Source organism: Methylosinus sp. is20ea, assembly GCF_059718135.1.
In genome coordinates this window covers 186,415-208,296 of sequence record NZ_AP046088.1, presented here as the reverse complement: position 1 = coordinate 208,296, position 21,882 = coordinate 186,415, and the positions used below count along the sequence as shown (strand labels likewise).

The following is a 21,882-nucleotide window of genomic DNA, read 5'->3' as shown; positions in this document are numbered from 1 at the left end:
TCCTCGCGCGATTCCGCGCGCGCCTGCAGGCGCGCGCCGTCAGCGCCAGAAGGCTTCGATCTGCTTCAAAGACTTCTCGGTCTTCTTCCAATCGACCGCGGCGCCCTCGTGCGCATGGGCGCACCAGCCGGCGGCGAAGGCGCTCGCCGGCGCGAGATCGGCGTCGGCCTCGCCGAGCTCACGCAGCAGCCCGGCCGCGACGGCGAGATCGTTGAAGGAGCCGAGCTTATCCTGCAGCGCGGCCGTCCGTCGCAGATAGCGGCGCGCCTTCGCATGCGCGCCGAATAGAGACTCGAAGAATTCCGCCGCATATCGCGCCTTCTTCAAGGCAATGCGCGCTTGGTGTCGTTGATCGGGCGTGAGCGCGGCGAGGTCGCGGCTCTTCTTCATCGCGCGGCGATGCAGGCGATCGAGCGAGCGCATGGCGAATTCTCGCGCCGAGCGGGGCGCGCTCGGGTCGAAAGCGGCGCGCTGCGGCGATGCGTCGCCGGACGACGGGCGCCAGGCCTTGGCCGCCAGCGCGGCGCGCAGATCGACGACGAATTGCGTCGTCTGTGGCGCCATGACGAGCGCCGCCACCGCGGCATGCGCTTCGATGCGCCGCCGCTCCACAGCGTCGAGCAGCGCATAGAAGCTCGGCTCGCCATTGGCCTGGGCGAGCGGGCCGGCGACCAGCATGTCGACGAGCACGTCGAGATTGCGCGCCGCGCCGAGTGTCGCCGAAATGTCGCGCGCGCGGGCGGAAGCGATTTCCAGCTCCGCGCTCTCGACGCCGCGGCGCAACATGCCGACGCCGGCGCGCAAGCGTCGCAACGCCACGCGCATCTGGTGAATGGCTTCCTCTGGCGCGTGACATTGCAACGCCGGCCAATTGGCCACGAATTGATCGAGGCAGGCGGACATCGCCATGACGATCGCCTCGTCGAGCGACGCATCGGCGGCGAGCGCTGGGCGTCGGCCCTTCACCGGCGCGACGCCGGCGCCGGTCGCGCGGGCGAGAGCCAGCTCGGCCTCGCTCATCGGCAGCAAACGCGCCTTCGCGCGCGGCGCGAGCTCGGCGGCGACGCTCCAGAACTCTTCTTCCGCCCCCTCGAGGAGCTGCAGCTCGATCTCGTGAAAATTGGTGCGCCGCCCGCCGCATTCGACGAAGCCGTCGTCGAAGCAGACGGCGATGCGCGCATGGGCGCGCTCGAGCACACGCTCGCGCCGCTCGGTCTCGGCGACGCTGCGCGCCTCCAGCGGGCGGTTGGCGATGGACCGGCGCAAGGGCTCGGAAAAGCCGAGCATTTTGCCGACCTCGAGCGTCGGCACGCGCAATTCGATCGAGCCGCGCGCGCCGCCCGTCGTCGCGGGCCGGGCCCAGCTCAGCTCGACGAAAGCGGCGCCGTGCATCTCATAGCCGCGCAACAGAATATTCTGCTTGCCGAGATCGCCGACGGCGGTGTCGAAGACGATCGAGCGAATGCGCCGCGTCGGCCGCGAGACGGCGCCGATGGTCAGGCTTTCGCTGCGGGCGGCGGCGGTCATGCCGGCGCGATCGGTTCCGAGACGGATGCGCGGGCGTTCGCCGCTTCGCCTGCTGCGCAAGGCGCGCCGCGCCGCCTCCTGGGCGGTTGCGCTCGACGCGAGAAGGCGATCCATGACGGTGAAACCGTGAGGTTTTCGGGCTCGATGCGGCAAGTCTCGGCTCTCCGGGCGAGCCGGTCAAGGGGGAGGCCGGGAGATTAGATGTCGCGGGACGGGCGATTTTCTATTCATCCTTACCACGGCAAAAGGGCCGCCGCGGCCGGGAGGGTCTTAACTGCCCGGCGGAAAGTCAGTATATGCCTCGGGCGGAGAATCGAGGTCGTATGGCGAACATCGCGGATTTGTTTCGGGACGGCGCGGCCAACGCCTGGTTGTTCGCGCCGACTGCGGTGGCGCTCGGCGCGCTGCATGGCCTGGAGCCTGGTCATTCCAAGACGATGATGGCGGCCTTCATCGTCGCTGTGCGCGGCACTGTCGGACAGGCGGTCCTGCTCGGCCTCTCGGCGACGCTCTCCCATACGGCGATCGTCTGGGTCGTGGCGCTCGCCGGGCTCTATTTCGGCTCCCATTGGAACGCCGAGGCGAATGAGCCCTATCTCGAGATCGCCTCGGGCGCGCTGATCATCGCCGTCGCCGCCTGGATGACATGGCGCATCTGGCGCGACCGTCGGCCGCGCGCGCAGCGTCACGATCATGCGCATGATCATCCTCATTCGCACGACCACGATCATGCGCATCATCACACGCATGGCGAGGCAGCGGCGGAGAGCTCCTCGATCCTTCTCGACGAGGAGACGATGGACGCGCATGAGCGCGCCCATGCCGAGGACATAAAGCGGCGCTTCGCCTCCCGCCATGTGACGACGGGACAGATCATTCTGTTCGGCCTGACGGGCGGGCTCATTCCCTGTCCGGCCTCGATCACCGTGCTGCTGCTCTGTCTGCAGCTCGGCCAATTGTCGCTCGGCGCCGCGCTGGTTCTGTGCTTCAGCGTCGGCCTCGCGCTGACCATGGTCGCCGTCGGAGTGGCCGCCGCGCTCGGCGTGCGCCACGCTTCGAACCGCTGGTCCGGCTTCGAGGAGATCGCCGCCAAGGCGCCTTATTTCTCCAGCGCGCTGATCTCTCTCGTGGGGCTCTACACGCTCTATTCGGGCTTTTCCGCGCTCGCCTGAGCGGGGACGCTCAGGCGCCGCCGAAGGGAATTTTTTGCACGCCGGCGGTGATCGGCGCGTCGAGAAAGAAATCCAATATGGCGGGAAGGCTCGGATCGACCGCATAGGCGGCGAAATCCGTCACGCCCTCTTGCATCAGAACATTTACGTCGATGAAGAAATTGCCCGTGCAGGCGCGCGCGTCGCGCGTCAAAATCGCATGGGCGGCGTCGGCGACGATTTCCGGCTTGCGCGCGCGCCGCAGCACGGCCTCGCCGCCGAGGAGATTGCCGACCGCGGCGGTGGCGATCGCCGTCTCCGGCCAGAGCGAATTCACCGCGACTTTCCCCGCGAGCTCGCGCGCGAGGCCGAGCGTGACGAGGCTCATGCCGTATTTCGCCATCGTATAAGCGAGATTGGGCGAGAACCAGCGTGGGTTCATGTCGAGCGGCGGCGACAGAGTGAGAATATGCGGATTGTCGGATTTCTTCAGATAGGGCAGAGCGAGCTTCGCGCAGAGAAAGCTGCCGCGCGCATTGATCTGATGCATCAGATCGAAGCGCTTCATCTCTATGGCTTCGACGCCGCGCAGATCGATGGCGCTCGCATTATTGACGAGAATATCGACGCCGCCGAAAATCGCCGCGGTTTTGTCGAAGGCTTCCTCCACCTGCGCGTCGAAGCGAATGTCGCAGGGCAGAGCGAGCGCCCGCCCGCCCGCCTTCTCGATCGCCGCTGCGGCGGTGTAGATCGTCCCCGGCAGCTTGGGATGTTCGGAGACGCTCTTGGCGACGATCGCCACATTGGCGCCGTCGCGCGCGGCGCGCTCCGCTATCGCGAGGCCGATGCCGCGGCTCGCGCCGGTGATGAGCAATGTCTTGCCGAAGAGCGATCCCGCCATCTGCTTTGCCTCGTCAGGCCGCGACGCGCGCCGGATAGCCGGCGTCGGTGATGATCTTGGCGAGGCCTTCCGGGTCCTCGGGCGAGGGCGAGACCTCGACCTTGCCGGTGGCGAGATCGATCTTCACCTGCGCCTGCGGCTCGGCCTTCTGCACCGCCTCGGTCACATGCTTCACGCATTTGCCGCAGGACATTTCCTGAACGTCGAAGGTCGTCGTCATCTGTGCTTCCTCCTCTATGGTCGCGGGTGAGAGCGAGCCTTCAGGCTCGCTCTCCTCCAACCTCTTCGGCGTCGCGCTCGCCTCCACCGGCGGCCGGAAGCGCCGTAGCCGCAGCGCATTCGTCAGCACGAAGACGCTGGAAAAGGCCATGGCGCCGGCGGCCAGCATGGGCGAGAGCAGCGTTCCATTCACCGGATAGAGCGCGCCCGCCGCGACGGGAATCAGAATCACATTATAGCCGAAGGCCCAGAACAGATTCTGTGCGATATTGCGCATCGTGGCGCGTGACAAAGCGAGCGCCGCCGGCACTTTCGACACATGGCCGGACATCAGCACGACGTCGGCGGCCTCGATCGCTATATCGGTCCCCGTGCCGATGGCGATGCCGACATCGGCGGCGGCGAGCGCCGGCGCGTCATTCACGCCGTCGCCGACGAAGGCGATCTTGCGGCCCTCGCGCAGGCGTTGGAGCGCGGCGACCTTGCCCTCCGGCAAGACGCCGGCGACGACCTCGTCGATGCCGAGCTTCGCCGCTATGGCGCGCGCCGCGCGCTCGTCGTCGCCGGTGATCATCGCCGTCGCCACGCCTTGTTCGTGCAGCGCGGCGACAGCGGCGACGCTGGTCTCCTCGAGCGCGTCGGCGACGCAGAGAATGGCGGCGAGCCGCCCGTCGATCGCGACATAGAGCGGCGTCTTGCCCTCCGCCGCGAGACGCGCCGCCACCGTCTCGAAAGCGCCGACGTCGAGGCCGAGCGCCGCCATGAAACGGGCGGCGCCGACGGCGATCTTGTGCCCCGCCGCGCGCGCCTCGACGCCCATGCCGGGCGTCGCCGCAAAATCCCGCGTCTCGACGATGGTGAGGCCGCGCGCTTTCGCCGCGGCGACCAGAGCGCCGGCGATCGGATGCTCCGAGCGCGCCTCGACGCTGGCGGCGAGCCGCAGCGCCTCATTCGCCTCGAAGCCGGGCGCGGCCTCGAGATCGGTGAGCTCCGGCTTGCCGCGCGTGAGCGTGCCGGTCTTGTCGAAGGCGATCAGTGTCACGTCGCGCAGGCTCTGCAGCGCCTCGCCCTTGCGGAACAAAATGCCGAGCTCGGCGGCGCGTCCGGTGCCGGTCATGATGGCGGCGGGCGTGGCGAGGCCCATGGCGCAGGGACAGGCGATGATCAGCACGGCGACCGCCGCCACCAGCGCATAAGAGGCGTCGCGCTGCGGCCCGAAGGCGAGCCAAATGACGAAAGTGAGAAAGGCGATGGCGAGAACCGCGGGGACGAAGACGCCGGTCACGCGATCGACCAGCGCTTGAATCGGCAGCTTGGCGCCCTGCGCCTGCTCCACCATGCGAATGACGCCGGCGAGCACAGTGTCCGCCCCGACGCGCGTCGCGCGAAAGGTGAAGGCGCCGGTCGTGTTCACCGTCGCGCCGGTGACTTCCGAGCCCTTGCGCTTGCCCACGGGCGCGGGCTCGCCGGTGATCATGGATTCATCGACATGCGAGACGCCGTCGACGACGATTCCATCCGTCGCGACGCGCTCGCCCGGCCGCACCTCCACGAGATCGCCGACGACGACCTCGTCGATCGGCAGCTCGATCTGCTCGGCCCCGCGCAGCACGCGCGCGATCTTGGGCTGCAGCGCGGCGAGCGCGCGGATCGCTTCCGATGTGCGGCCCTTGGCGCGCGCCTCGAGCGTGCGGCCGAACAGGATCAGCGTGACGATGACGACGGCCGATTCATAATAGACATTGGCCGCGCCGTGCGGCAGCAGGCCGGGCGCGAAAGTCGCGACGATCGAATAGAGATAGGCGCTCATCGTGCCGATGGCGACGAGCGAGTTCATGTCCGGATGGCCGCGCCAGAGCGAGGGAAAACCCTTCTCGTAGAAGGGCCGGCCCGGTCCGGCGAGAACCAGCGTCGCCAGCGCGAAGGAGATGTAGCGCGCCGTCTCATGGCCGATATTGGCCATGAACCAATCGCCGAGGCCCGGAATCATATGGGCGCCCATCTCGAGGAAGACGATTGGCGCACTCAGCGCCGCGGCGACGAGCAAGCGCTTGCGCAGTGACGCGGCCTCCTGCTCGCGCGCGTCCTTCTCGCGATCGGCGGCTTTGCTCCCGCTCTCGATCTCGCGCGGCTCATAGCCGGCCTCCACCACGGCGCGGCGCAGCGCCTCGGCGGTCTCGCCGCCGCCGAGCGCACGCACCCGCGCCCGCTCGGTCGCGAGATTGACCTCGGCGCCGATCACGCCGGGCACGGCGCGTAGCGCCTTCTCGACCTGCGCGACGCAGGACGCGCAGGTCATGCCGCCGACGCCGAATTCGATCGTCTCGACGGCCGGCTCATAACCGGCTTCGCTCACGGCTCGCGCCAGCGCGCCGAGATCGGCGCCGGGCGCGAGCGCGACATCGGCGCGCTCGGTCGCGAGATTGACGGAGGCCGAGACGACGCCCGGCGCGCCACGAAGCGCCTTCTCGACATGCGACACGCAGGAGGCGCAAGTCATTCCGCGCACGCCGAAGGAAAGGCGCGCCGCATGGCCCGCGGCGGGCGCGTCTGCGCGAGTCGAGACGTCGAGCATTTTCGTTCGTTCCTCTCGCGCGTTAGTCTACAACCAACGGCGGGTTCTCGCGACATAGGCGTCGAATTCCGCGCCGAACCGTTGCGACAAATGGCGCTCTTCCCGCTCTATGGCCAATCGCTGGAGGAGAAACGCCAGCGCGGGCGTCAGCAGGATCATCCAGACCGAGCCGAAAGCGAGGCCGATGCCCGCGACCAGAGCCACATGCGACACATAAATGGGATTGCGCGACCAGCGAAACGGGCCAGCGATGACGAGGCTCGACACGGCGCGATCGGGCCGCATCGTCGTGCCCTGCCGCCGCATCAGCAGCGCGCACCAGACGTCATTGGCGAGCGCCAGCGCGACGATGAGGCCGCCCGCGACGCGCGCGCCCAGCGGCCAGGCGCTGTCGGAGAGCGGGAGAAACGCATCGAGCAGCGCGCCGAGGGCGATCGCCACGATGACGAGCCGCGGCGGCCATGCGATCCGGGACGGCGGATCGGCCTCGGCTTCGCTGGCGTTCACGGGCATGCGGCGTCCTCTCGTTTCTGCTCAGATCGCGTTGGCCGCGTGGAATTTCAAGCTGTGAGGCGAAGAAAAGCGGGCGCGGCGGCCTTTCTTGCCGTCCCGCCGCCGGCCGGCTATGTAACCGCCGCTTCGGCGCATCGGGGGACGCCGCTCGGAAAGGGTTTCGTGACGACAGATCAGCGCGGGGGCGGCATCCTCGACGTCTATGCGGCGGACCTCGCGAGCCTTGCCGCGCAGGACCGGCTGCGCGCGCTCACGCCGCGTCGCGGACTCGACTTCACCTCCAATGATTTTCTCGCTCTCGCCGAGTCGCCGGACTATCGCGAGGCCGCCGCGGCGGCGCTGGTGCGCGGCGTTCCCGTCGGCGCCGGCGGCTCGCGTCTGCTGCGCGGCGATCATGAGGAGCATGTGGCGCTGGAGCGCGAGGCGGCGGCCTTCTTCCATGCCGAGAGCGCGCTCTATTTCGGCGCGGGCTTTTCGGCGAACGAGGCCTTGCTCGCCACCCTGCCGCAGCGCGGCGATCTCATCGTCCATGATGCGCTCGTGCACGCCAGCGCGCATGAGGGCATGCGCCTCTCGCGGGCCGAGACGGTCGCCGCTCTGCACAATGACGCCGACGCTTTCGAGGACGAGATCGCCGCATGGCGACGCGGCGGCGGGACGGGGCGGCCCTGGATCGTCGTCGAGAGCCTCTACAGCATGGATGGCGATTTCGCGCCGCTCGCGCCTCTCGCCGAGATCGCCGCGCGCCATGAGGCATTTCTGCTCATCGACGAGGCCCATGCGACCGGCGTCTATGGTCCCGCCGGGCGCGGGCTCGCGGCCGCGCTCGAGGGCCGGGACAATGTCGTCACTCTGCACACTTGCGGCAAGGCGCTCGGCATGTTCGGCGGCCTCGTGCTGCTGCCCGCGGTGTTGCGTGAATTTCTGATCAATCGCTGCCGCCAGTTTATTTTCGCCACGGCGCCGTCGCCGCTCGTCGCCGCCTGCCTGCGCGCCGCTCTGCCGATCGTGGAGCAGGCGGAAGGACGCCGCGCCGCGCTGCGCTCGCGCATCGCCGTCGCCGCGCGTGAATTGCAGGCCGTCGGACTCGCGCCGCCGCAATCGCAGATCGCGCCCATCGTCGTCGGCTCCAACGCCCGCGCGCTGGCGCTGGCTGCGGCGATGCAGGCGCTCGGCTACGACATTCGCGCCATCCGCCCGCCGACAGTGGCGGAAGGCGCGGCGCGTCTGCGCATCTCACTCACTCTGCATGTGAGCGAGACGCAGATTTCCGCGATGATCGACGATCTCGCGCATGAGCTCTCGAGATTGCCGCCATGACGCGCTTCGTCATCGTCGGAACCGACACAAATGTCGGCAAGACGGTGTTTTCCGCCGCGCTCGCCGGCGCGCTCGGCGCCTATTATTGGAAGCCCGTGCAATCTGGCCTCGAGGGTGGGACGGACACGATGACCGTGGCGCGGCTCTCGGGGCTCGCCGCCGAAAAGCTCTTGCCGGAAGCCTATCGTCTGACGACGCCGGCGTCTCCGCATCTCGCCGCGCGCCTCGACGGCGTCACCATCGACGTGGATCGCCTCGCTCCGCCCGATCGCTCGCCGCTCGTCGTCGAGACGGCCGGAGGCGTGATGACGCCGCTGACCGAAGAGGTTTCGACGATCGATCTTCTCGCGCGTTGGCGGCTTCCCGTCATTCTCTGCGCGCGCACCACGCTCGGGACGATCAATCACAGCCTGTTGTCGCTGGAGGCGTTGCGCCGTCGCGAGATACCGATTTATGGCCTCGTCTTCATCGGCGAGGAAAATGAGGATACGCAGCGAATAATCGCCAAAATGTCCGGCGCGCGCGCGCTCGGCCGTCTGCCCTTGGTCTCACCGCTCACGGCCGAGACTTTGGCCGCGACTTTCGCGGCGCATTTTCGCCGCGCCGATTTCGACGGGGCGTCGCCGCAATGACGCCCGCTCGAGGAGACTGACATGACGGATTCGCCGGTTTGGCGGCCTTTCACGCAGCATGCGCTGCAAAGGGAAGCGATCCTCGTCGCGCGCGGCGAGGGCGCCTGGCTGGAGACGGCGGACGGCCGCCGGATTCTCGACGCGATCTCGTCATGGTGGGTCATCACCCATGGCCATCGTCATCCGAGAATCGTGCAGGCGATCAAGGATCAAGCCGATCGGCTCGATCAGGTGATATTCGCCGGCTTCACCCATGAGCCCGCCGAGACTCTCGCGCGCCGGCTCGTCGCGCTGACGCCGCCGGGGCTCGATCATGTGTTCTATTCGGACAGCGGCTCCACCTCGGTGGAGGTCGCGATCAAAATGGCGCTCGGCTATTTCCGCAATCGCGGCGTCGCGCGCAATCGCGTGATCGCGCTCGAGCACGGCTATCACGGCGACACGATCGGCGCCATGTCGACAGGCGCGCGCTCCGTCTTCAACGCCGCCTATGAGCCGCTGCTGTTCGATGTGACGCGCATTCCCTTCCCGCGCGCCGGAGGCGAGCAGGAAACGCTCGATGCGCTGGAGGCCACCTGTCGCGGCGCCGACGCCGCGGCTTTCGTGGTCGAGCCGCTATTGCTCGGCGCCGGCGGCATGCTCGTCTATGGCGCCGACACGCTGCGCGAGATGCGGCGCATCTGCGCGACGCATGGCGTGCTCTTCGTCGCCGACGAGGTGATGACCGGCTTCGGCCGCACCGGAACGCTGTTCGCCTGCGAGCAGGCGGGCGTCGTCCCCGACATCGCCTGCTACGCAAAGGGCATCACCGGCGGTTCGCTGCCGCTCGCCGTCACGATGTGCTCGGCGGAGATTTTTCAGGCGCATTATTCCACCGACCGCTCGCACACGTTCTTTCACTCGAGCTCCTTCACCGCGAACCCGATCGCCTGCGCGGCGGCGCTGGCCAATTTCGACATATGGGAGAGCGAAGACGTGCGCGGCCGTATCGCGCGCCTCGCCGCCATGCAGGACGAGCGGTTGCGACGCTTTGCGAATGACGCGCGCTTTTCGAACGTGCGACGCATCGGCACGATCGCGGCGCTCGATCTGCGCGCCCGCGACGCCGGCTATCTGGCGACGATCGGTCCGGCGCTCTATGAATTCTTCGTCGCGCGGGGTCTGCTGCTGCGGCCGCTCGGCAATACGATCTATATTCTGCCGCCCTATTGCATCGAGGCGAGCGAACTCGACGCTCTCTATGCGGCGATCGACGAGGCGGGGACGAAATTCGGCGGTCGATAGCACGCGTCAATAGCACGCGTCAGGACGCCGCCGCTATCGTCTCGCGGCGGGCTCGGGCCGCGTTCGAGAGCTCGACCATCGCCGTCGTGATCGCCGCTCGTATGTCTGGAGCGTCGATGCGGCCGTCGGGCCCGATGGCGTCGCGGCGAATGGGAACGTCGGCGCAAGCCTCCGCGACGATATCCGCGCCGGCCCGGTCGAGAACGATGCGCAGGGCCGCATAGGTGTCCCGTGCGCCGTCATGCGTCGATGGATTTATCCATCCGACCGGCAATTGGTAGAGGCTTCCGCCGCCGATCGTCCAGTCCAGCAGATTCTTGAAGCTGCCGGGCAGGGAGCCGGCATATTCCGGCGTCGAGAGCAGCACCGCGTCCGCCGCCGCGAGCAACGCCCGCATTTCGGCGACGGTTTCGGGAAGCGGATCGCGATCGTCGTCCGGATTGAAATGCGGAAGATCGCCCATGCGCGCATAGATGAAAGCGCGTGCGCCGGCGGGGCTGGTCTCGGCGGCGACGGCGAGCGCCGCGCTATTGACCGAGCCGACGCGAAGGCTTCCGGCGATCAGCACCAGTGAGAGCGGACGCGCGTCGGCGATGGGCGTCGTCATGAGCGCTGCGTCTCGCGGGCGAGATATTCCTCCTTCAGCACGCGCCGCAGCACTTTGCCGACATTGCTCTTGGGCAGGCTGTCGCGGAATTCGAAATGGCGCGGCGCTTTGTAATGCGTCAACGTCTCGCGGCAGAAATCATGCAGCTCCTTCCCGGTGACGCTCGCGTCGCGCGCCACGATGAAGGCGAGCGGCGCTTCGCCGGAATGCGGATCGGGAATGCCGATCACCGCGGCCTCGTTCACCTTCGGATGGCGCGTCAGCACATTCTCGACCTCGTTCGGATAGACGTTGAAGCCCGAGACGAGGATCATCTCCTTGAGGCGGTCGACGATCTTCAATTGCCCGTCGGGCAGCATCACGGCGACGTCGCCGGTGCGGAAAAAGCCGTCCTGCGTCGTCGCCGCGGCGGTGTCCTCCGGTCTGTTCCAATAGCCGGCCATCACTTGCGGGCCCTTCACGCAGAGCTCGCCGCGCTCGCCGAATGGCGCGGGCGCGCCGGAGGGCAGGCGGATCGAAATCTGCGTCGAGGGGTAGGGATAGCCGATGGCGCCCGAAAATTCGACGAGGTCGGGTCGGTTGCAGGTGATGACCGGCGACGTCTCCGAAAGGCCGTAGCCTTCGATGATCGGATGGCCGGTCATCTCTTTCCATTTGCGCGCGACGACGTCCTGCGTCGCCATGCCGCCGGAGATGCAGAAGATGAGATCGGAGAAATCGACGAGCGGGAATTTCGGATGATTGGCGAGCGCCGCATAGAGCGTGTTGACGCCGGAGATCATGGTGAAGCGTGATTTGCGCAACGTCTTCACGAAGCCGGCGATGTCGCGCGGATTGGCGATGAGCAGGCAGGAGCCGCCGATCTTCACGATCAGCAGGCAACAGGCGGTGAGGCCGAAGATGTGATAGAGCGGCAGCGCCGTCACCATCACCTGATCGCGCGGCGTCGGCAGATAGGGCGTGAGCCAGGCCGCCGATTGCGCCACATTGGCCGCGACATTGCGATGTCGCAGCATCGCGCCCTTGGCGACGCCGGTCGTCCCGCCCGTATATTGCAGAAAGGCGATGTCGTCGGGACCGACTTCGGCGTCCCGCAGCGGCGCAGCGGCGCCGGCGCGCAGCACCTGCGAAAAGCGCAGGCTCTGCGGCAGGCGATAGCGCCGCACAGCGCATTTCACATAGCGCGAGACGAAATTCACGATCGGACCACGCAGGCCGAGCAGATCGCCGGGGGCGATGACGATCGCCTTTTCGACCTGCATCGACGGCCAGGCCGCTTCGACCGTATGAGCGAAATTCTCGAGCACGAAGATCATACGCGCGCCGGCGTCGTCGATCTGGAAGGCGAGCTCCTTGGGCGTATAGAGCGGATTGACGTTGACGACGATCGCGCCGGCGAGCAGCACGCCGAAGATCAAGGGCGGATAGGCCATCACATTGGGCGCCATGATCGCGATGCGATCGCCCTTGGCGACGCCCTGCGATTGCAGCCAGGCGGCGACGGCGCGCGCGGCTTGGCCGAATTCTGCATAGGTGAGCTCGGCGCCGAAGCTCTCGAGCGCGGTGCGGTCGGAAAATTCGAGAACGCTCTGGCGGAACATGTCGACCAGCGTCGAATAGCTCGCCGGGTCGATCTCGCCGGGCACGAAAGGCGGATAGGACGCGACCCAGGGCCGGGCGGCATAGGGATCGGTGAGGGTGGCGGCAGTCATTAGGGGCCTCCGGGCGTGGGCGCGACTGACTGCGGCCCTGCTGTCCGCTCTATCGATAGCGACAATTCGCTGAAGAAAATATAGCGCGCCGCGGGCGCGAGCGCAGCCCCATGCATGGGCCGATCGTCGTCGCAGCGCACAATGCGGAGCGCGCCCGTCAGGCGCCGGCGACGCCCATGCGCGCGCCGAGAAGCAGCGCGACGCCGACGGCGAGCACGAGGAGCGCGGCGAGAAGCTCGGCGGAGCGCAGCAGCGTCTCGGCGCGCCGCGATTTTCGCGCGGCGAGACGCCCGGCGAAATCCTTGGCGAAGACGGCCGTCGCCGCCAAGGCTCCGGTGGTGATCGCCGTGCCGGCGGACATCAGCAGCGTCGCGCCGGCGCCGGCTATGAACACGCCTTGTGACAGAGTGAAGACGAGCACCAGAATGGCGCCGGAGCAGGGGCGCAGCCCCGCGGCGACGACAGTGGCGAGCGCATCGCCCCAGCGAAAGCCCGCGCCGAGACGCGCGGCGTCGATCGCATGCATATGGCCGCAGTCGGGGCCGTGGATATGGGCCGGATCGTCGACCGCCTCGCAGGCGAAGGCGCCCCGCCGCGCCGTGGCGAGGACTGGCGCCGGCTCCCGCATTGCAGCGAGCAGCGCGCGGCCTTTGACATAGGCGAGGCGCGCGCCGAGCGCGGCGATGGCGGCGTAGCTCGCCGTCTCGATCCATGTCGCCGCCTCGGTCATCCGCTGCGCCGTGGCGCCGAAGAGGATCGCCGCCACGCCGACGAGCGCGATGGCGACGGCGCCTTGCAGCAGCGCCGCGAGAGCGGCGAGCGTCAGCCCGCGCTTCAGCGCCGTCTCATTGGCGATCATATAGGAGGCGAGCACCGCCTTGCCGTGGCCGGGCCCGGCGGCGTGAAACACGCCATAGGCGAAACTCGCCGCCGCCAGCGTCACGAAGGCCGAAGGGTCGGTTTTCAGCGCTCTTGCGGCGCTCTGCAGCTCCAAATGGAATTTGCTCTGCCAGGCGCGCAGGAGGCCGGCGAAGCCGCTCGCCGCGCCGACCGGGCCCTCCGAGGGGCCGACCGCGAAAGGATGGCGTGCGGCCTGGGCGAATGCGGCGTCCTGCAGCAGGACGAGCGCCGCGACCGTGGTGGCGGCGAGGACGCAATCCCGCGGCGAAATCCTCACGGGCAGGCCACGACGATGCGCGCCGCGAGCTTCATGCCGAAATCGGCGCCGGGCGACATATTGGCGAAGAAGGCCTCGCTGAGCTTTTGCGTGTCGATCGCGAGCAGCGGCTTCGGCTCCACGACGCTCGTCGAGCAGCCGGCGGGCGCCTTTGTGAGCGTCACCGCATTCTGCTTCTCGAGGTCGAAGGCGACGAAATAGGTCGGATCATAGATCTGGAAGGAGAAGGGCTTTTGCGCCGGCAGCGGCTTTTCCAGCGGCAGGGTGAAATGCATGGTGACGATTTTTTTGTCGTCGGCCTCGAGCCAGACGTCCTCGGGCGGCCCGAAGGCGGTCTTGGCGTTCTGATATTTGGCGAAAGTGAAATAGTCGAATTCGGCGAGCGATTCGGCGTTGGTCTTGGCGAGCGGGGCGAGCTCCTCGCGGCTCGGCGGCTTGCCGTCCTTGCCGAGGCCCTGCAGCGCGAAGGCCGAATACATGTCGTCGAAGGTCCAGGCGTGGCGCACGCCCTTGATCTTGCCATCGTCGGTGAACAGCACCTCGCTGCGCACCGCGACCCAGACATGGGGATGCGCGACGGCGGGAGTGGCGGCGGCGAGCGCGGCGACGATCAGCGAAGCGAATCCGTGTCTCATCGGCATCTGGGCTCTCGGGGGCAGCTCTCGGAGGCTCTCGCCTCGGTCGGCGGCGGCGCGCGGTCGGGCCGTGGCGCGGGGGTCCATCTCGCGAATCGCTCCCGTTCCGCGCGCCGTCCTCTAGGCGCCGAAGGCGGCGGAAACAGGGCCGGTCGGCCTCGTTCGACAGCTTTTTCGCGCCTGCGAAGGCTCGCTTGCTGGCGTCGCGCGTCGTGACGTATAATGTCACGCCCGACGCCGCGAAGACAAGCCGGGCGGGACGCGCCCGCGTCGACCGCGGACGGAATACGGATTTTCACGGATGAGGAGGACGGGAGTCTTTCCGCCGACGCGCAAATCCGCAATATGACCTTCGGAAGCGCCCCGCGCGTGAGCTTTCGAGCGGGAACGCTTCATGTGGAGAGCCGGCCCGCGCCCCTCTCCGAGACAATGACGTTGCGCGGCCCTGCGCGAGCGGGGCTCCCTCCTCGCGAGGGCTTCGCGCCGAGCGAGGAGAAGGTACGAATGGCGGATAAAGTCGCCGGCGCCCCGAAAACCGGCTCCGCCTTCGGCGACGTCTCCCTCGCCGACCGTTTCGATCTCGGCAAGACTCATGTGCTGCTCAACGGCACGCAGGCGATCGTGCGGCTTCTGCTCATGCAGAAGGAGATGGACCGTCGCGCCGGCCTTCGCACGGCGGGCTTCGTCTCCGGCTATCGCGGCTCGCCGCTCGGCGGCATGGACGCGCAGCTGCATCGCGCCAAGCCGTTCTTCGACAAGAGCGACATTTTGTTCATGCCGGGCCTCAACGAGGATCTCGCCGCCACCGCCATTTGGGGCGCGCAGCAGGCCGAGATGCGCGGCGAAGGCAAATATGACGGCGTCTTCTCCGTCTGGTACGGCAAGGGGCCGGGAGTCGATCGCTCCGGCGACGCGCTGCGCCATGTCAATCTCGCCGGCTCCTCGCGCAACGGCGGCGTGCTGGCGCTGATGGGCGACGATCACACCGCCGAATCCTCCACCACCGCGCATCAATCCGAATTTGTTTTCGTCGATATGATGATGCCCATCCTCTCGCCCGCCGGCGTGCAGGAGATTCTCGATTATGGCCTCATGGGCTTCGCGCTGTCGCGCTACGCCGGCGTCTGGGTCGGTTTGAAGCTCATAAAGGATACGGTCGAATCGACGGCTTCCATCGACGGCTCGCTCGATCGCGTGCGTCCGGTCGCGCCGCTCGATTTTCTGATGCCGACGGGCGGCCTCAACATTCGTCCGCGCGATCCCGTGTTGGCGCAGGAAGAGCGCATGCAGGAGAGCAAGCGCGACGCCATGCTCGCCTTCATCCGCGCCAATCGCCTCAATCGCATCATCACCTCCGGCGGGCCGGGCGCCAAGATCGGCGTCATCACCGTCGGCAAGTCCTATCTCGACGTGCGTCAGGCGATGGACGACCTCGGCATAGACGAGGTGAAGGCCAATGATTACGGCCTGCGCCTCTATAAGATCGCCTGTCCTTGGCCGCTGGAGCCGCAAGGACTGCGTGAGTTCGTGCGCGGGCTCGATCTCGTCATCGTCGTCGAGGAGAAGCGCTCGCTGATCGAGGTGCAATTGCGCGAGCAGCTCTATGGCTCGTCGCATCAGCCCATCTGCATCGGCAAGAAGGACGAACTCGGCGAATGGCTTTTCCCGGTGAAGGGCTCGCTCGACGCCAATGACGTCGCCATCGCCATCGGCCGGCGCCTTTTGAATTACGTTCGCTCCGACGATCTCGAGGGGCGCGTGCGCCGGCTCGAGCAGATGCAGGAGCGGCGCAAGGCGCTGACCGACGCCGGCGTGCGCGTGCCGCATTTTTGCTCCGGCTGCCCGCACAGCACCTCCACCCATGTGCCGGAGGGCATGCGCGCCTATACGGGCATTGGCTGCCACTATATGGCGCAATGGATGGATCGCTCGACCGAGGGCTACACACATATGGGCGGCGAGGGCGCCAATTGGATCGGCGAGGCGCCTTTCTCGACGCGCAAGCATGTGTTCCAGAATCTCGGCGACGGCACCTATAATCATTCCGGCTCGCTGGCCATTCGCTTCGCCGTCGCGACCAAGACCGACATCACCTTCAAGATTCTCTTCAACGGCGTCGTCGCCATGACCGGCGGCCAGGCGCATGAAGGCGAGCTGACTGTCGAGGCCATAGCGCATCAGGTGGCGGCCGAAGGCGTCGCGAGAATCGCGCTCGTCTCCGACGAGCCGCACAAATACGCCTCCGACATCCAATGGCCGCCGGGCCTCACAATCTATCACCGCAATGTCATCAACAGCGTGCAGAGCGAGCTGGCCGCGACGGATGGCGTCACCATTCTGATCTATGATCAGACCTGCGCGACGGAGAAGCGCCGCGGCCGCAAGCGCGGCGAATATCCCGACCCCGATGTGCGCGTCGTCATCAACGAGCTCGTCTGCGAGGGCTGCGGCGATTGCGGCCGCGCCTCCAATTGTGTGTCGGTGCAGCCGCTGGAGACGGAGTTCGGCCGCAAGCGCCGCATCGATCAGTCGAGCTGCAACAAGGACCTCTCCTGTCTCGAGGGCTTCTGCCCGAGCTTCGTCACCGTGCATGGCGCGCGCATGAAGAAAGCCGCGCCGACCAGCGAGACGCAATGTCCGCCGCCGCCCGAGCCCGTCGTGCCGCAGCTCGGCGCCACGCCTTACGGTGTGCTCGTCGCCGGCATAGGCGGGACGGGCGTGGTGACGGTGAGCGCCATTCTCGGCATGGCGGCGCATCTCGAGGGCAAGGGCGTCGGCGTCATCGACATGGCCGGCCTCGCGCAAAAGGGCGGCGCCGTCTATTGCCATGTGAAGATCGGCCGCACGCGCGGCGATGTTCATGCGATCCGCATCGCCGCCGGCGAGGCCGATCTCGTGCTCGGCTGCGATCTCGTCGTCGCCGGCGGCAAGCAGATTCTCGCGGCCATCGATCCCGCGCGCAGCCATGTCGTCGCCAACAGCGCCGAAGTCTTTCCCGGCGATATCGAGCGCGATCCCGATTTCGTGCTGCCGGCGGCGCGCATCGAGCGCGCCATACGCGAGGCCGCCGGCGAGCGCGTCGATTTCCTGAATGTGACGGAGCTGGCGCTGGCGTTGCTCGGCGATTCCATCGCGGCGAATATGTTCATGCTCGGCTATGCTTGGCAGAAGGGTCTGCTGCCGCTCTCGGAAGCCGCGCTGCTGCGCGCCATAGAGCTGAACGGCGAAGCGGTGCCGATGAATCACTCCGCCTTCGCCTGGGGCCGCCGCGCCGCGCATGATCTTACGAGCGTGATCTCTGTCGTTTCTTCGTTGCGCGAGCGCAATCCCGCGCGCGACGTCTCACGCACGTTGGAAGAAGCGATCGAGCGCCGCGTCGCCTTCCTCACCGATTATCAGAACGCATCTTACGCCGCGCGCTATCGCTCGAGGGTGGACGCCGTCGCGCGTCTCGAGAAAGAGCGCGTTCCGGGGACGAAAGAGCTGACCGAGGCGGTGGCGCGCGGCCTGTTCAAGCTGATGTCGGCCAAGGACGAATTCGAGGTGGCGCGCCTCTATACGGACGGCTCCTTCCAGCGCCAACTCGCCGAAATCTTCGAAGGCGATCTGCGCATGGAGCTGCATCTCGCGCCCAATCTGGTCGCGTTCCAGCGCAAGAACGACATAGGCGGCTCGCGCAAGATCACCTTCGGCCCCTGGATGTTCCATGTGCTGAGATGGCTGGCGCGCTTCAAAGGCCTGCGCGGGACGCTCTTCGATCCCTTCCGCCCGGACAGTGACCGCATCGCCGAGCGCAAGATGCTCGCCGACTATCAGACGCTGCTCGACGATATTCTGCCGCATCTCTCGCCCGCCAATCATGCGACGGCTGTGGCGCTGGCGCGCATACCGGAGAAAATCCGCGGCTTCGGCCACATACGCGCGCGCAGCGTGCTGGAGGCGCGCGCCGAGATCGAGCGGCTCTACGGCGAATATTACGCGATAAGGCCGGATGTGAAGCTGGCGGCGGAGTAAGGCGGATTACGAGAGACTCTGGGGGAGAAGGCGGCCCTCGTGTCAGCGAGGGTCGCATGAGGGATCGAACCCACAGCAATGATCTCAAATCTCTCGTCGCGCCGCGAGCCACATCCGTCGCGCGCTTTTCCGAGATTCAGCCGAGGCGTGAGGCCGTTTCGCGCAGATGGGCGAAAGCGCCGCGTGCGGCGTCGACGATGGCCTCCGGTCCGCGCTTGCCGCGCATGCGCGGCTCCTTGGGAGCCTCATCGCGCATCAGCCGCGGCTGCGCGAGATGCGGGGCCACGCCCTCGCGCATCACCGCGCGGCGCAAAGGCCCCAGCGTCGTCATGGCGATGAAGCCCGCGCCGCGAATGAGGTCGATCGGCAGATAGGGGACGATCAGTGAGCGATTGAGCAGATCGACGCCATGGGTGCGGAAGCCGATATCGGCGCGGCGGTGCATTTCGTAACGCATCAGGGCGCGCGAAAGCTCTTTGGGATTGCGCAGATCGACGCTGGCGAGGCAATCCTCGAGATCGGCGACGTCGCGCAGGCTGAGATTGAGCCCCTGCGCGCCGATCGGCGGAAACACATGGCAGGTCTCGCCGACCAGCGCGAGCCGCGGCGCGGTCAGCCGAGACACTTGCAGCCCGCCCATGCGGAACTCGCCTATGCCGCTCTCGATCGTGATCGAGCCGAGCTTCTCGCGCGAATAATCCTCCATCTCATATTGCAGCTCGTCGCGCGGCTTGGCGAGGCGGCGCTTGGCGTCGCGCGGGCTCATCAGCCAGACGAGGCTGGAGCGATGCTCCGCTCCCTCGCGCGGCGGCAGCGGCACCAGGGTGAAGGGGCCCGAGCGCGTGTGAAACTCGGTCGAGACATTGTCATGCGGCAGCTCGTGGCGCAGCAGTGCGGTGAGGGCGACCTGCGGATAGGTCCATTCCTTCGTATCTATGGCGGCGGCGGCGCGCGCCTTGCTGCCGCGGCCATCGGCCGCCACGATGAAATCGGCCTCTATGCGGCGCCCGTCGGCGAGAATCGCCGCTGCGCTGTCGTCCTCGAATTCATAATCGGCGATGTCGCTCTCGATGATCTCGAAGCTCTGTGTGGCGCGCGCGTGCTCGAGCAGAATGGCGGTCAGCTCGTCATTGGAGACGTTGAGGCCGAAAGCCGGAAGATCGATCTCCTCCGACCGCATGACGAGATCGGGCACGGGGAGCAGCTGGTCGGTGTCGTCGACCATATGAATGGTCTCGATCGGACAGGCGGCGGCGCGGACCTTCTCCAGCACGCCGATCGAATCGAGAAAGCGCACCGAGGCCTCGAACAGCGCTATGGTGCGGCCGGGCAGGGGCGGGGGGAAGCGCCCGGCGAGCGTCACCCGCCAGCCGGCGTTGGCGAAGGCGAGGGCGGCGGCGATCCCGGTGGAGCCGGCCCCGGCGACGAGAATCTGCGTGTCGATCGCGGGGCTCGCGCCCGCCGGTGTCTCGGCCATTTGCTTCGTCTCCGTTTCGGGAATCCTTCTACACCATGGGGAGGGGAAGGCGAAGCCGCCCGCCGGCGGCTTTCCGCCGCTGCCCGAAAATCTGTTGGCTTTGTCGTCTGCGTCAATCCATGGTCGCAATCGACGCGGATTTTTGCGACGCGAAGTCATTCGGAGAAAATCATGGTGAAGGCGATACGCATATACGAGACGGGCGGGCCGCAGGTTCTTCGCTATGAGGAGGTCGAGCTTCCTGCGCCGGGGCCGGGCGAGGCGCAGATCGTCCACAAGGCGATCGGCGTCAATTATATCGACGTCTATCTGCGCAGCGGAGCCTATCCCGCTGATCTTCCCTTCATTCCGGGCTATGAGGGCGCCGGCGAGGTGGTCGCGCTCGGCGAAGGCGTCGACGAGGTCGAGATCGGCGAGCGCGTCGCCTATGTCGGCCCGCTCGGCGGCTATGCGGAGGCGCGCAATATTCCCGCCGCCTCATTGGTGAGGCTGCCCAAATCCTTTTCCTTCGAGACCGGCGCCTCGATGATGCTCAAAGGGCTCACCGCGCAATATCTGCTGCGCCGCACGTTCAAGGTGAAAGAGGGCGATCGCATTCTCGTCCATGCGGGCGCGGGCGGCGTCGGCCAATTGCTCTGCCAATGGGGAAGCGCGCTCGGGGCGCATGTGATCGCCACCGTCGGCGACGAGGAGAAGGCGAAAATCGCCACAGCGGCCGGCGCGGAGCACACGATCCTCTATCGCAGCGAGGATTTCGCCGCCGCCGTGCGGGAGATCACCAACGGCAAGCTCTGCGACGTGGTCTATGACGGCGTCGGACGCGCGACCTTTCCCGCCTCGCTCGATTGTCTGAAACCCTTCGGCCTCTTCGTGAGCTTCGGCTTCGCCTCGGGCAAGATCGAGGCTTTCGACATAAATCTCCTGTCGCAAAAGGGCTCGCTCTTCGCGACGCGTCCCTCGCTCTTCGCGCATATCGCGCGGCGCAAGGACCTCGAGAAGATGACGAGCCAAGTGGTGCGCGCGATCAAGAAGGGCGTTCTGCGGCTCGAGCGGCCGGCGCTCTATCGGCTCGAGGACGCCGCTCTCGTCCATGCCGATCTCGAGGCGCGGCGCACCACAGGCGCGCTCGTGCTCGTCCCCTGAGCGACGTGGCGGCCGCCGCTGCAAAATATTCACATGTGTGTCATTTTTAACACAGTCACGCCACTGCGGCGCCGGTCGCAGAATTTAGGGAATTGAATTTGCGGGCGCTGCCGAATCGCGTCGATCGGCCCCGCCCGCTCGGGCGGCGCTCGAACTCGGCCGTGTGGCCGCTCATCGCGGCGAAGCCTGGACAAATGCGACCTTTTATGCCGCGCGCCGCGGCGCGGAATCGGATAGGCTCTCGAATGTTCCGGCTTTGAGGTTCCTCCCACCTCCCGATGGGCCGGGGCCCACTCTCAAAACCCGGCGTTCTCGCCGGGTTTTTTTCTGCCCGCGGCCGGGTCGGCCTTTCTGTATTTCGCTTTATATTATAATAGGATATGTTGCGATCTGACAGCGATGGCGCGGGTGCGAGCGAGACCTTTGCCGGCGGCTCGCGTATCTGCCCGGTTGCAATCGGGGCCAAAACGGCACATCTTGAGAGCAGCGGCGCCAGCGCCGTGAAGCAAGAGGGTCGCAACGCTGACGACAAGTCTCCCCGGGACGGCGCGTGCGCCGTCTCCTCCGGCTTCCGGGCCGATTGGCCAGATCGCCGGCTCCATTATCCGTAATGTCCTCACGAGCCTCGACGACTCCAAGGCCGAGGACGTCATCTCCATCGATCTGCGCGGCAAGACGTCGATCGCCGATGACATGGTCATCGCGACCGGCCGTTCGACCACGCATGTCGGCGCCATCGCCGACAGAGTGCTCAAAGCCTGCAAGGAGGCCGGCCTCGTCGCTCCGCGCGTCGAGGGGCTGCCGCAGTGCGACTGGGTGTTGATCGACGCGGGCGACGTCATCGTCCACATTTTCCGACCCGAGGTGCGTCAGTTCTACAACCTCGAGAAAATGTGGGGCGGCGCGCGGCCGAGCGAGCTGCGGGCGGTCTGACGGCGCCCGAAGGGGCGAAACGAGACAGGACGGCGTTCGCCGCGCGCGAATGTCCGTAAGGG

The 21,882-nt window shown here is 67.1% G+C and carries 16 protein-coding genes; 7 read left to right on the top strand and 9 right to left on the bottom strand.

Annotated features, from left to right (window positions below; genetic code table 11):
- Positions 1-39: 39 nt before the first annotated feature.
- Positions 40-1,641, bottom strand: a complete 1,602-nt coding sequence (locus AC6IY7_RS01060; protein WP_497781126.1) for a CYTH and CHAD domain-containing protein — start codon at positions 1,639-1,641, stop codon at positions 40-42.
- Between the two features lie 209 nt (positions 1,642-1,850).
- On the opposite strand from AC6IY7_RS01060, the gene AC6IY7_RS01055 reads away from it, so the two are divergent.
- Positions 1,851-2,699 carry a nickel/cobalt efflux transporter gene (locus AC6IY7_RS01055; RefSeq protein ID WP_497781124.1) on the top strand — a complete coding sequence of 283 codons (849 nt, stop codon included), beginning with the start codon at positions 1,851-1,853 and terminating at the stop codon, positions 2,697-2,699.
- A gap of 10 nt (positions 2,700-2,709) precedes the next feature.
- Here AC6IY7_RS01055 and AC6IY7_RS01050 read toward each other — a convergent pair whose 3' ends face one another.
- The 3 genes from AC6IY7_RS01050 to AC6IY7_RS01040 are packed head-to-tail and all read right to left on the bottom strand — an operon-like array spanning position 2,710 to position 6,886.
- On the bottom strand, positions 2,710-3,579 hold the full coding sequence (locus tag AC6IY7_RS01050; RefSeq protein ID WP_497781123.1) for an SDR family oxidoreductase: 870 nt from the start codon (positions 3,577-3,579) through the stop codon (positions 2,710-2,712).
- A gap of 13 nt (positions 3,580-3,592) precedes the next feature.
- Positions 3,593-6,373, bottom strand: a complete 2,781-nt coding sequence (locus AC6IY7_RS01045) for a heavy metal translocating P-type ATPase (RefSeq protein WP_497781122.1) — start codon at positions 6,371-6,373, stop codon at positions 3,593-3,595.
- 27 nt (positions 6,374-6,400) lie between these two features.
- Complete coding sequence (locus AC6IY7_RS01040; RefSeq protein ID WP_497781121.1) at positions 6,401-6,886, bottom strand: methyltransferase family protein; 486 nt, start codon at positions 6,884-6,886, stop codon at positions 6,401-6,403.
- 189 nt (positions 6,887-7,075) lie between these two features.
- Here AC6IY7_RS01040 and AC6IY7_RS01035 point away from each other — a divergent pair, with 189 nt between their 5' ends.
- The 3 genes from AC6IY7_RS01035 to AC6IY7_RS01025 are packed head-to-tail and all read left to right on the top strand — an operon-like array spanning position 7,076 to position 10,122.
- Entirely contained in the window at positions 7,076-8,206 is a 1,131-nt protein-coding gene (locus AC6IY7_RS01035) for an 8-amino-7-oxononanoate synthase (RefSeq protein WP_497782758.1), read from the top strand.
- Entirely contained in the window at positions 8,203-8,838 is a 636-nt protein-coding gene (gene bioD / locus AC6IY7_RS01030) for a dethiobiotin synthase (RefSeq protein ID WP_497781120.1), read from the top strand. The genes AC6IY7_RS01035 and bioD overlap by 4 nt, the downstream gene beginning before the upstream one ends.
- Positions 8,839-8,859: 21 nt before the next feature.
- Positions 8,860-10,122, top strand: a complete 1,263-nt coding sequence (locus AC6IY7_RS01025; RefSeq protein ID WP_497781119.1) for an adenosylmethionine--8-amino-7-oxononanoate transaminase — start codon at positions 8,860-8,862, stop codon at positions 10,120-10,122.
- Positions 10,123-10,141: 19 nt separating this feature from the next.
- Here the strand turns inward: AC6IY7_RS01025 and AC6IY7_RS01020 are convergent, their stop codons facing one another.
- From AC6IY7_RS01020 to AC6IY7_RS01005, 4 genes are all read right to left on the bottom strand, one after another.
- Entirely contained in the window at positions 10,142-10,729 is a 588-nt protein-coding gene (locus AC6IY7_RS01020; protein ID WP_497781118.1) for an NADPH-dependent FMN reductase, read from the bottom strand.
- Positions 10,726-12,441 (bottom strand): AMP-binding protein, encoded by a 1,716-nt coding sequence (locus AC6IY7_RS01015; RefSeq protein ID WP_497781116.1) that lies wholly within the window; start codon positions 12,439-12,441, stop codon positions 10,726-10,728. Before AC6IY7_RS01015 ends, AC6IY7_RS01020 begins: the two co-directional genes overlap by 4 nt.
- A gap of 157 nt (positions 12,442-12,598) precedes the next feature.
- The gene (locus AC6IY7_RS01010) at positions 12,599-13,618 is read right to left on the bottom strand and encodes a nickel/cobalt transporter (protein WP_497781115.1); all 1,020 of its coding nucleotides are present in this window, start codon (positions 13,616-13,618) and stop codon (positions 12,599-12,601) included.
- Entirely contained in the window at positions 13,615-14,259 is a 645-nt protein-coding gene (locus AC6IY7_RS01005) for a DUF1007 family protein (RefSeq protein WP_497781114.1), read from the bottom strand. The genes AC6IY7_RS01010 and AC6IY7_RS01005 overlap by 4 nt, the downstream gene beginning before the upstream one ends.
- 498 nt (positions 14,260-14,757) lie before the next feature.
- Here AC6IY7_RS01005 and AC6IY7_RS01000 point away from each other — a divergent pair, with 498 nt between their 5' ends.
- Positions 14,758-18,267: an indolepyruvate ferredoxin oxidoreductase family protein gene (locus AC6IY7_RS01000; RefSeq protein ID WP_497781113.1), complete on the top strand. Its 3,510-nt coding sequence runs from the start codon at positions 14,758-14,760 to the stop codon at positions 18,265-18,267.
- A 136-nt stretch (positions 18,268-18,403) separates the two neighbouring features.
- On the opposite strand, the gene AC6IY7_RS00995 is transcribed toward AC6IY7_RS01000, so the two are convergent.
- Complete coding sequence (locus tag AC6IY7_RS00995) at positions 18,404-19,744, bottom strand: FAD-dependent monooxygenase (protein WP_497781112.1); 1,341 nt, start codon at positions 19,742-19,744, stop codon at positions 18,404-18,406.
- A gap of 171 nt (positions 19,745-19,915) precedes the next feature.
- Between AC6IY7_RS00995 and AC6IY7_RS00990 the strand changes: the two genes are divergently transcribed.
- Positions 19,916-20,887 carry a quinone oxidoreductase family protein gene (locus AC6IY7_RS00990; RefSeq protein WP_497781111.1) on the top strand — a complete coding sequence of 324 codons (972 nt, stop codon included), beginning with the start codon at positions 19,916-19,918 and terminating at the stop codon, positions 20,885-20,887.
- Positions 20,888-21,466: 579 nt separating this feature from the next.
- Entirely contained in the window at positions 21,467-21,820 is a 354-nt protein-coding gene (gene rsfS, locus AC6IY7_RS00985; RefSeq protein ID WP_497782757.1) for a ribosome silencing factor, read from the top strand.
- Positions 21,821-21,882: the final 62 nt, after the last annotated feature.

What these genes read in the sequence shown, in the direction of transcription:
- AC6IY7_RS01045 (WP_497781122.1), bottom strand. Translation starts at nt 6,373, where the DNA reads ATGCTCGACGTCTCGACTCGCGCAGACGCGCCCGCCGCGGGCCATGCG.
- bioD (WP_497781120.1), top strand. Translation starts at nt 8,203, where the DNA reads ATGACGCGCTTCGTCATCGTCGGAACCGACACAAATGTCGGCAAGACG.
- AC6IY7_RS01015 (WP_497781116.1), bottom strand. Translation starts at nt 12,441, where the DNA reads ATGACTGCCGCCACCCTCACCGATCCCTATGCCGCCCGGCCCTGGGTC.
- AC6IY7_RS01055 (WP_497781124.1), top strand. Translation starts at nt 1,851, where the DNA reads ATGGCGAACATCGCGGATTTGTTTCGGGACGGCGCGGCCAACGCCTGG.
- AC6IY7_RS01005 (WP_497781114.1), bottom strand. Translation starts at nt 14,259, where the DNA reads ATGCCGATGAGACACGGATTCGCTTCGCTGATCGTCGCCGCGCTCGCC.
- AC6IY7_RS00995 (WP_497781112.1), bottom strand. Translation starts at nt 19,744, where the DNA reads ATGGCCGAGACACCGGCGGGCGCGAGCCCCGCGATCGACACGCAGATT.
- AC6IY7_RS01040 (WP_497781121.1), bottom strand. Translation starts at nt 6,886, where the DNA reads ATGCCCGTGAACGCCAGCGAAGCCGAGGCCGATCCGCCGTCCCGGATC.
- AC6IY7_RS01020 (WP_497781118.1), bottom strand. Translation starts at nt 10,729, where the DNA reads ATGACGACGCCCATCGCCGACGCGCGTCCGCTCTCACTGGTGCTGATC.
- AC6IY7_RS00990 (WP_497781111.1), top strand. Translation starts at nt 19,916, where the DNA reads ATGGTGAAGGCGATACGCATATACGAGACGGGCGGGCCGCAGGTTCTT.
- AC6IY7_RS01060 (WP_497781126.1), bottom strand. Translation starts at nt 1,641, where the DNA reads ATGGATCGCCTTCTCGCGTCGAGCGCAACCGCCCAGGAGGCGGCGCGG.
- AC6IY7_RS01050 (WP_497781123.1), bottom strand. Translation starts at nt 3,579, where the DNA reads ATGGCGGGATCGCTCTTCGGCAAGACATTGCTCATCACCGGCGCGAGC.
- AC6IY7_RS01025 (WP_497781119.1), top strand. Translation starts at nt 8,860, where the DNA reads ATGACGGATTCGCCGGTTTGGCGGCCTTTCACGCAGCATGCGCTGCAA.
- AC6IY7_RS01000 (WP_497781113.1), top strand. Translation starts at nt 14,758, where the DNA reads ATGGCGGATAAAGTCGCCGGCGCCCCGAAAACCGGCTCCGCCTTCGGC.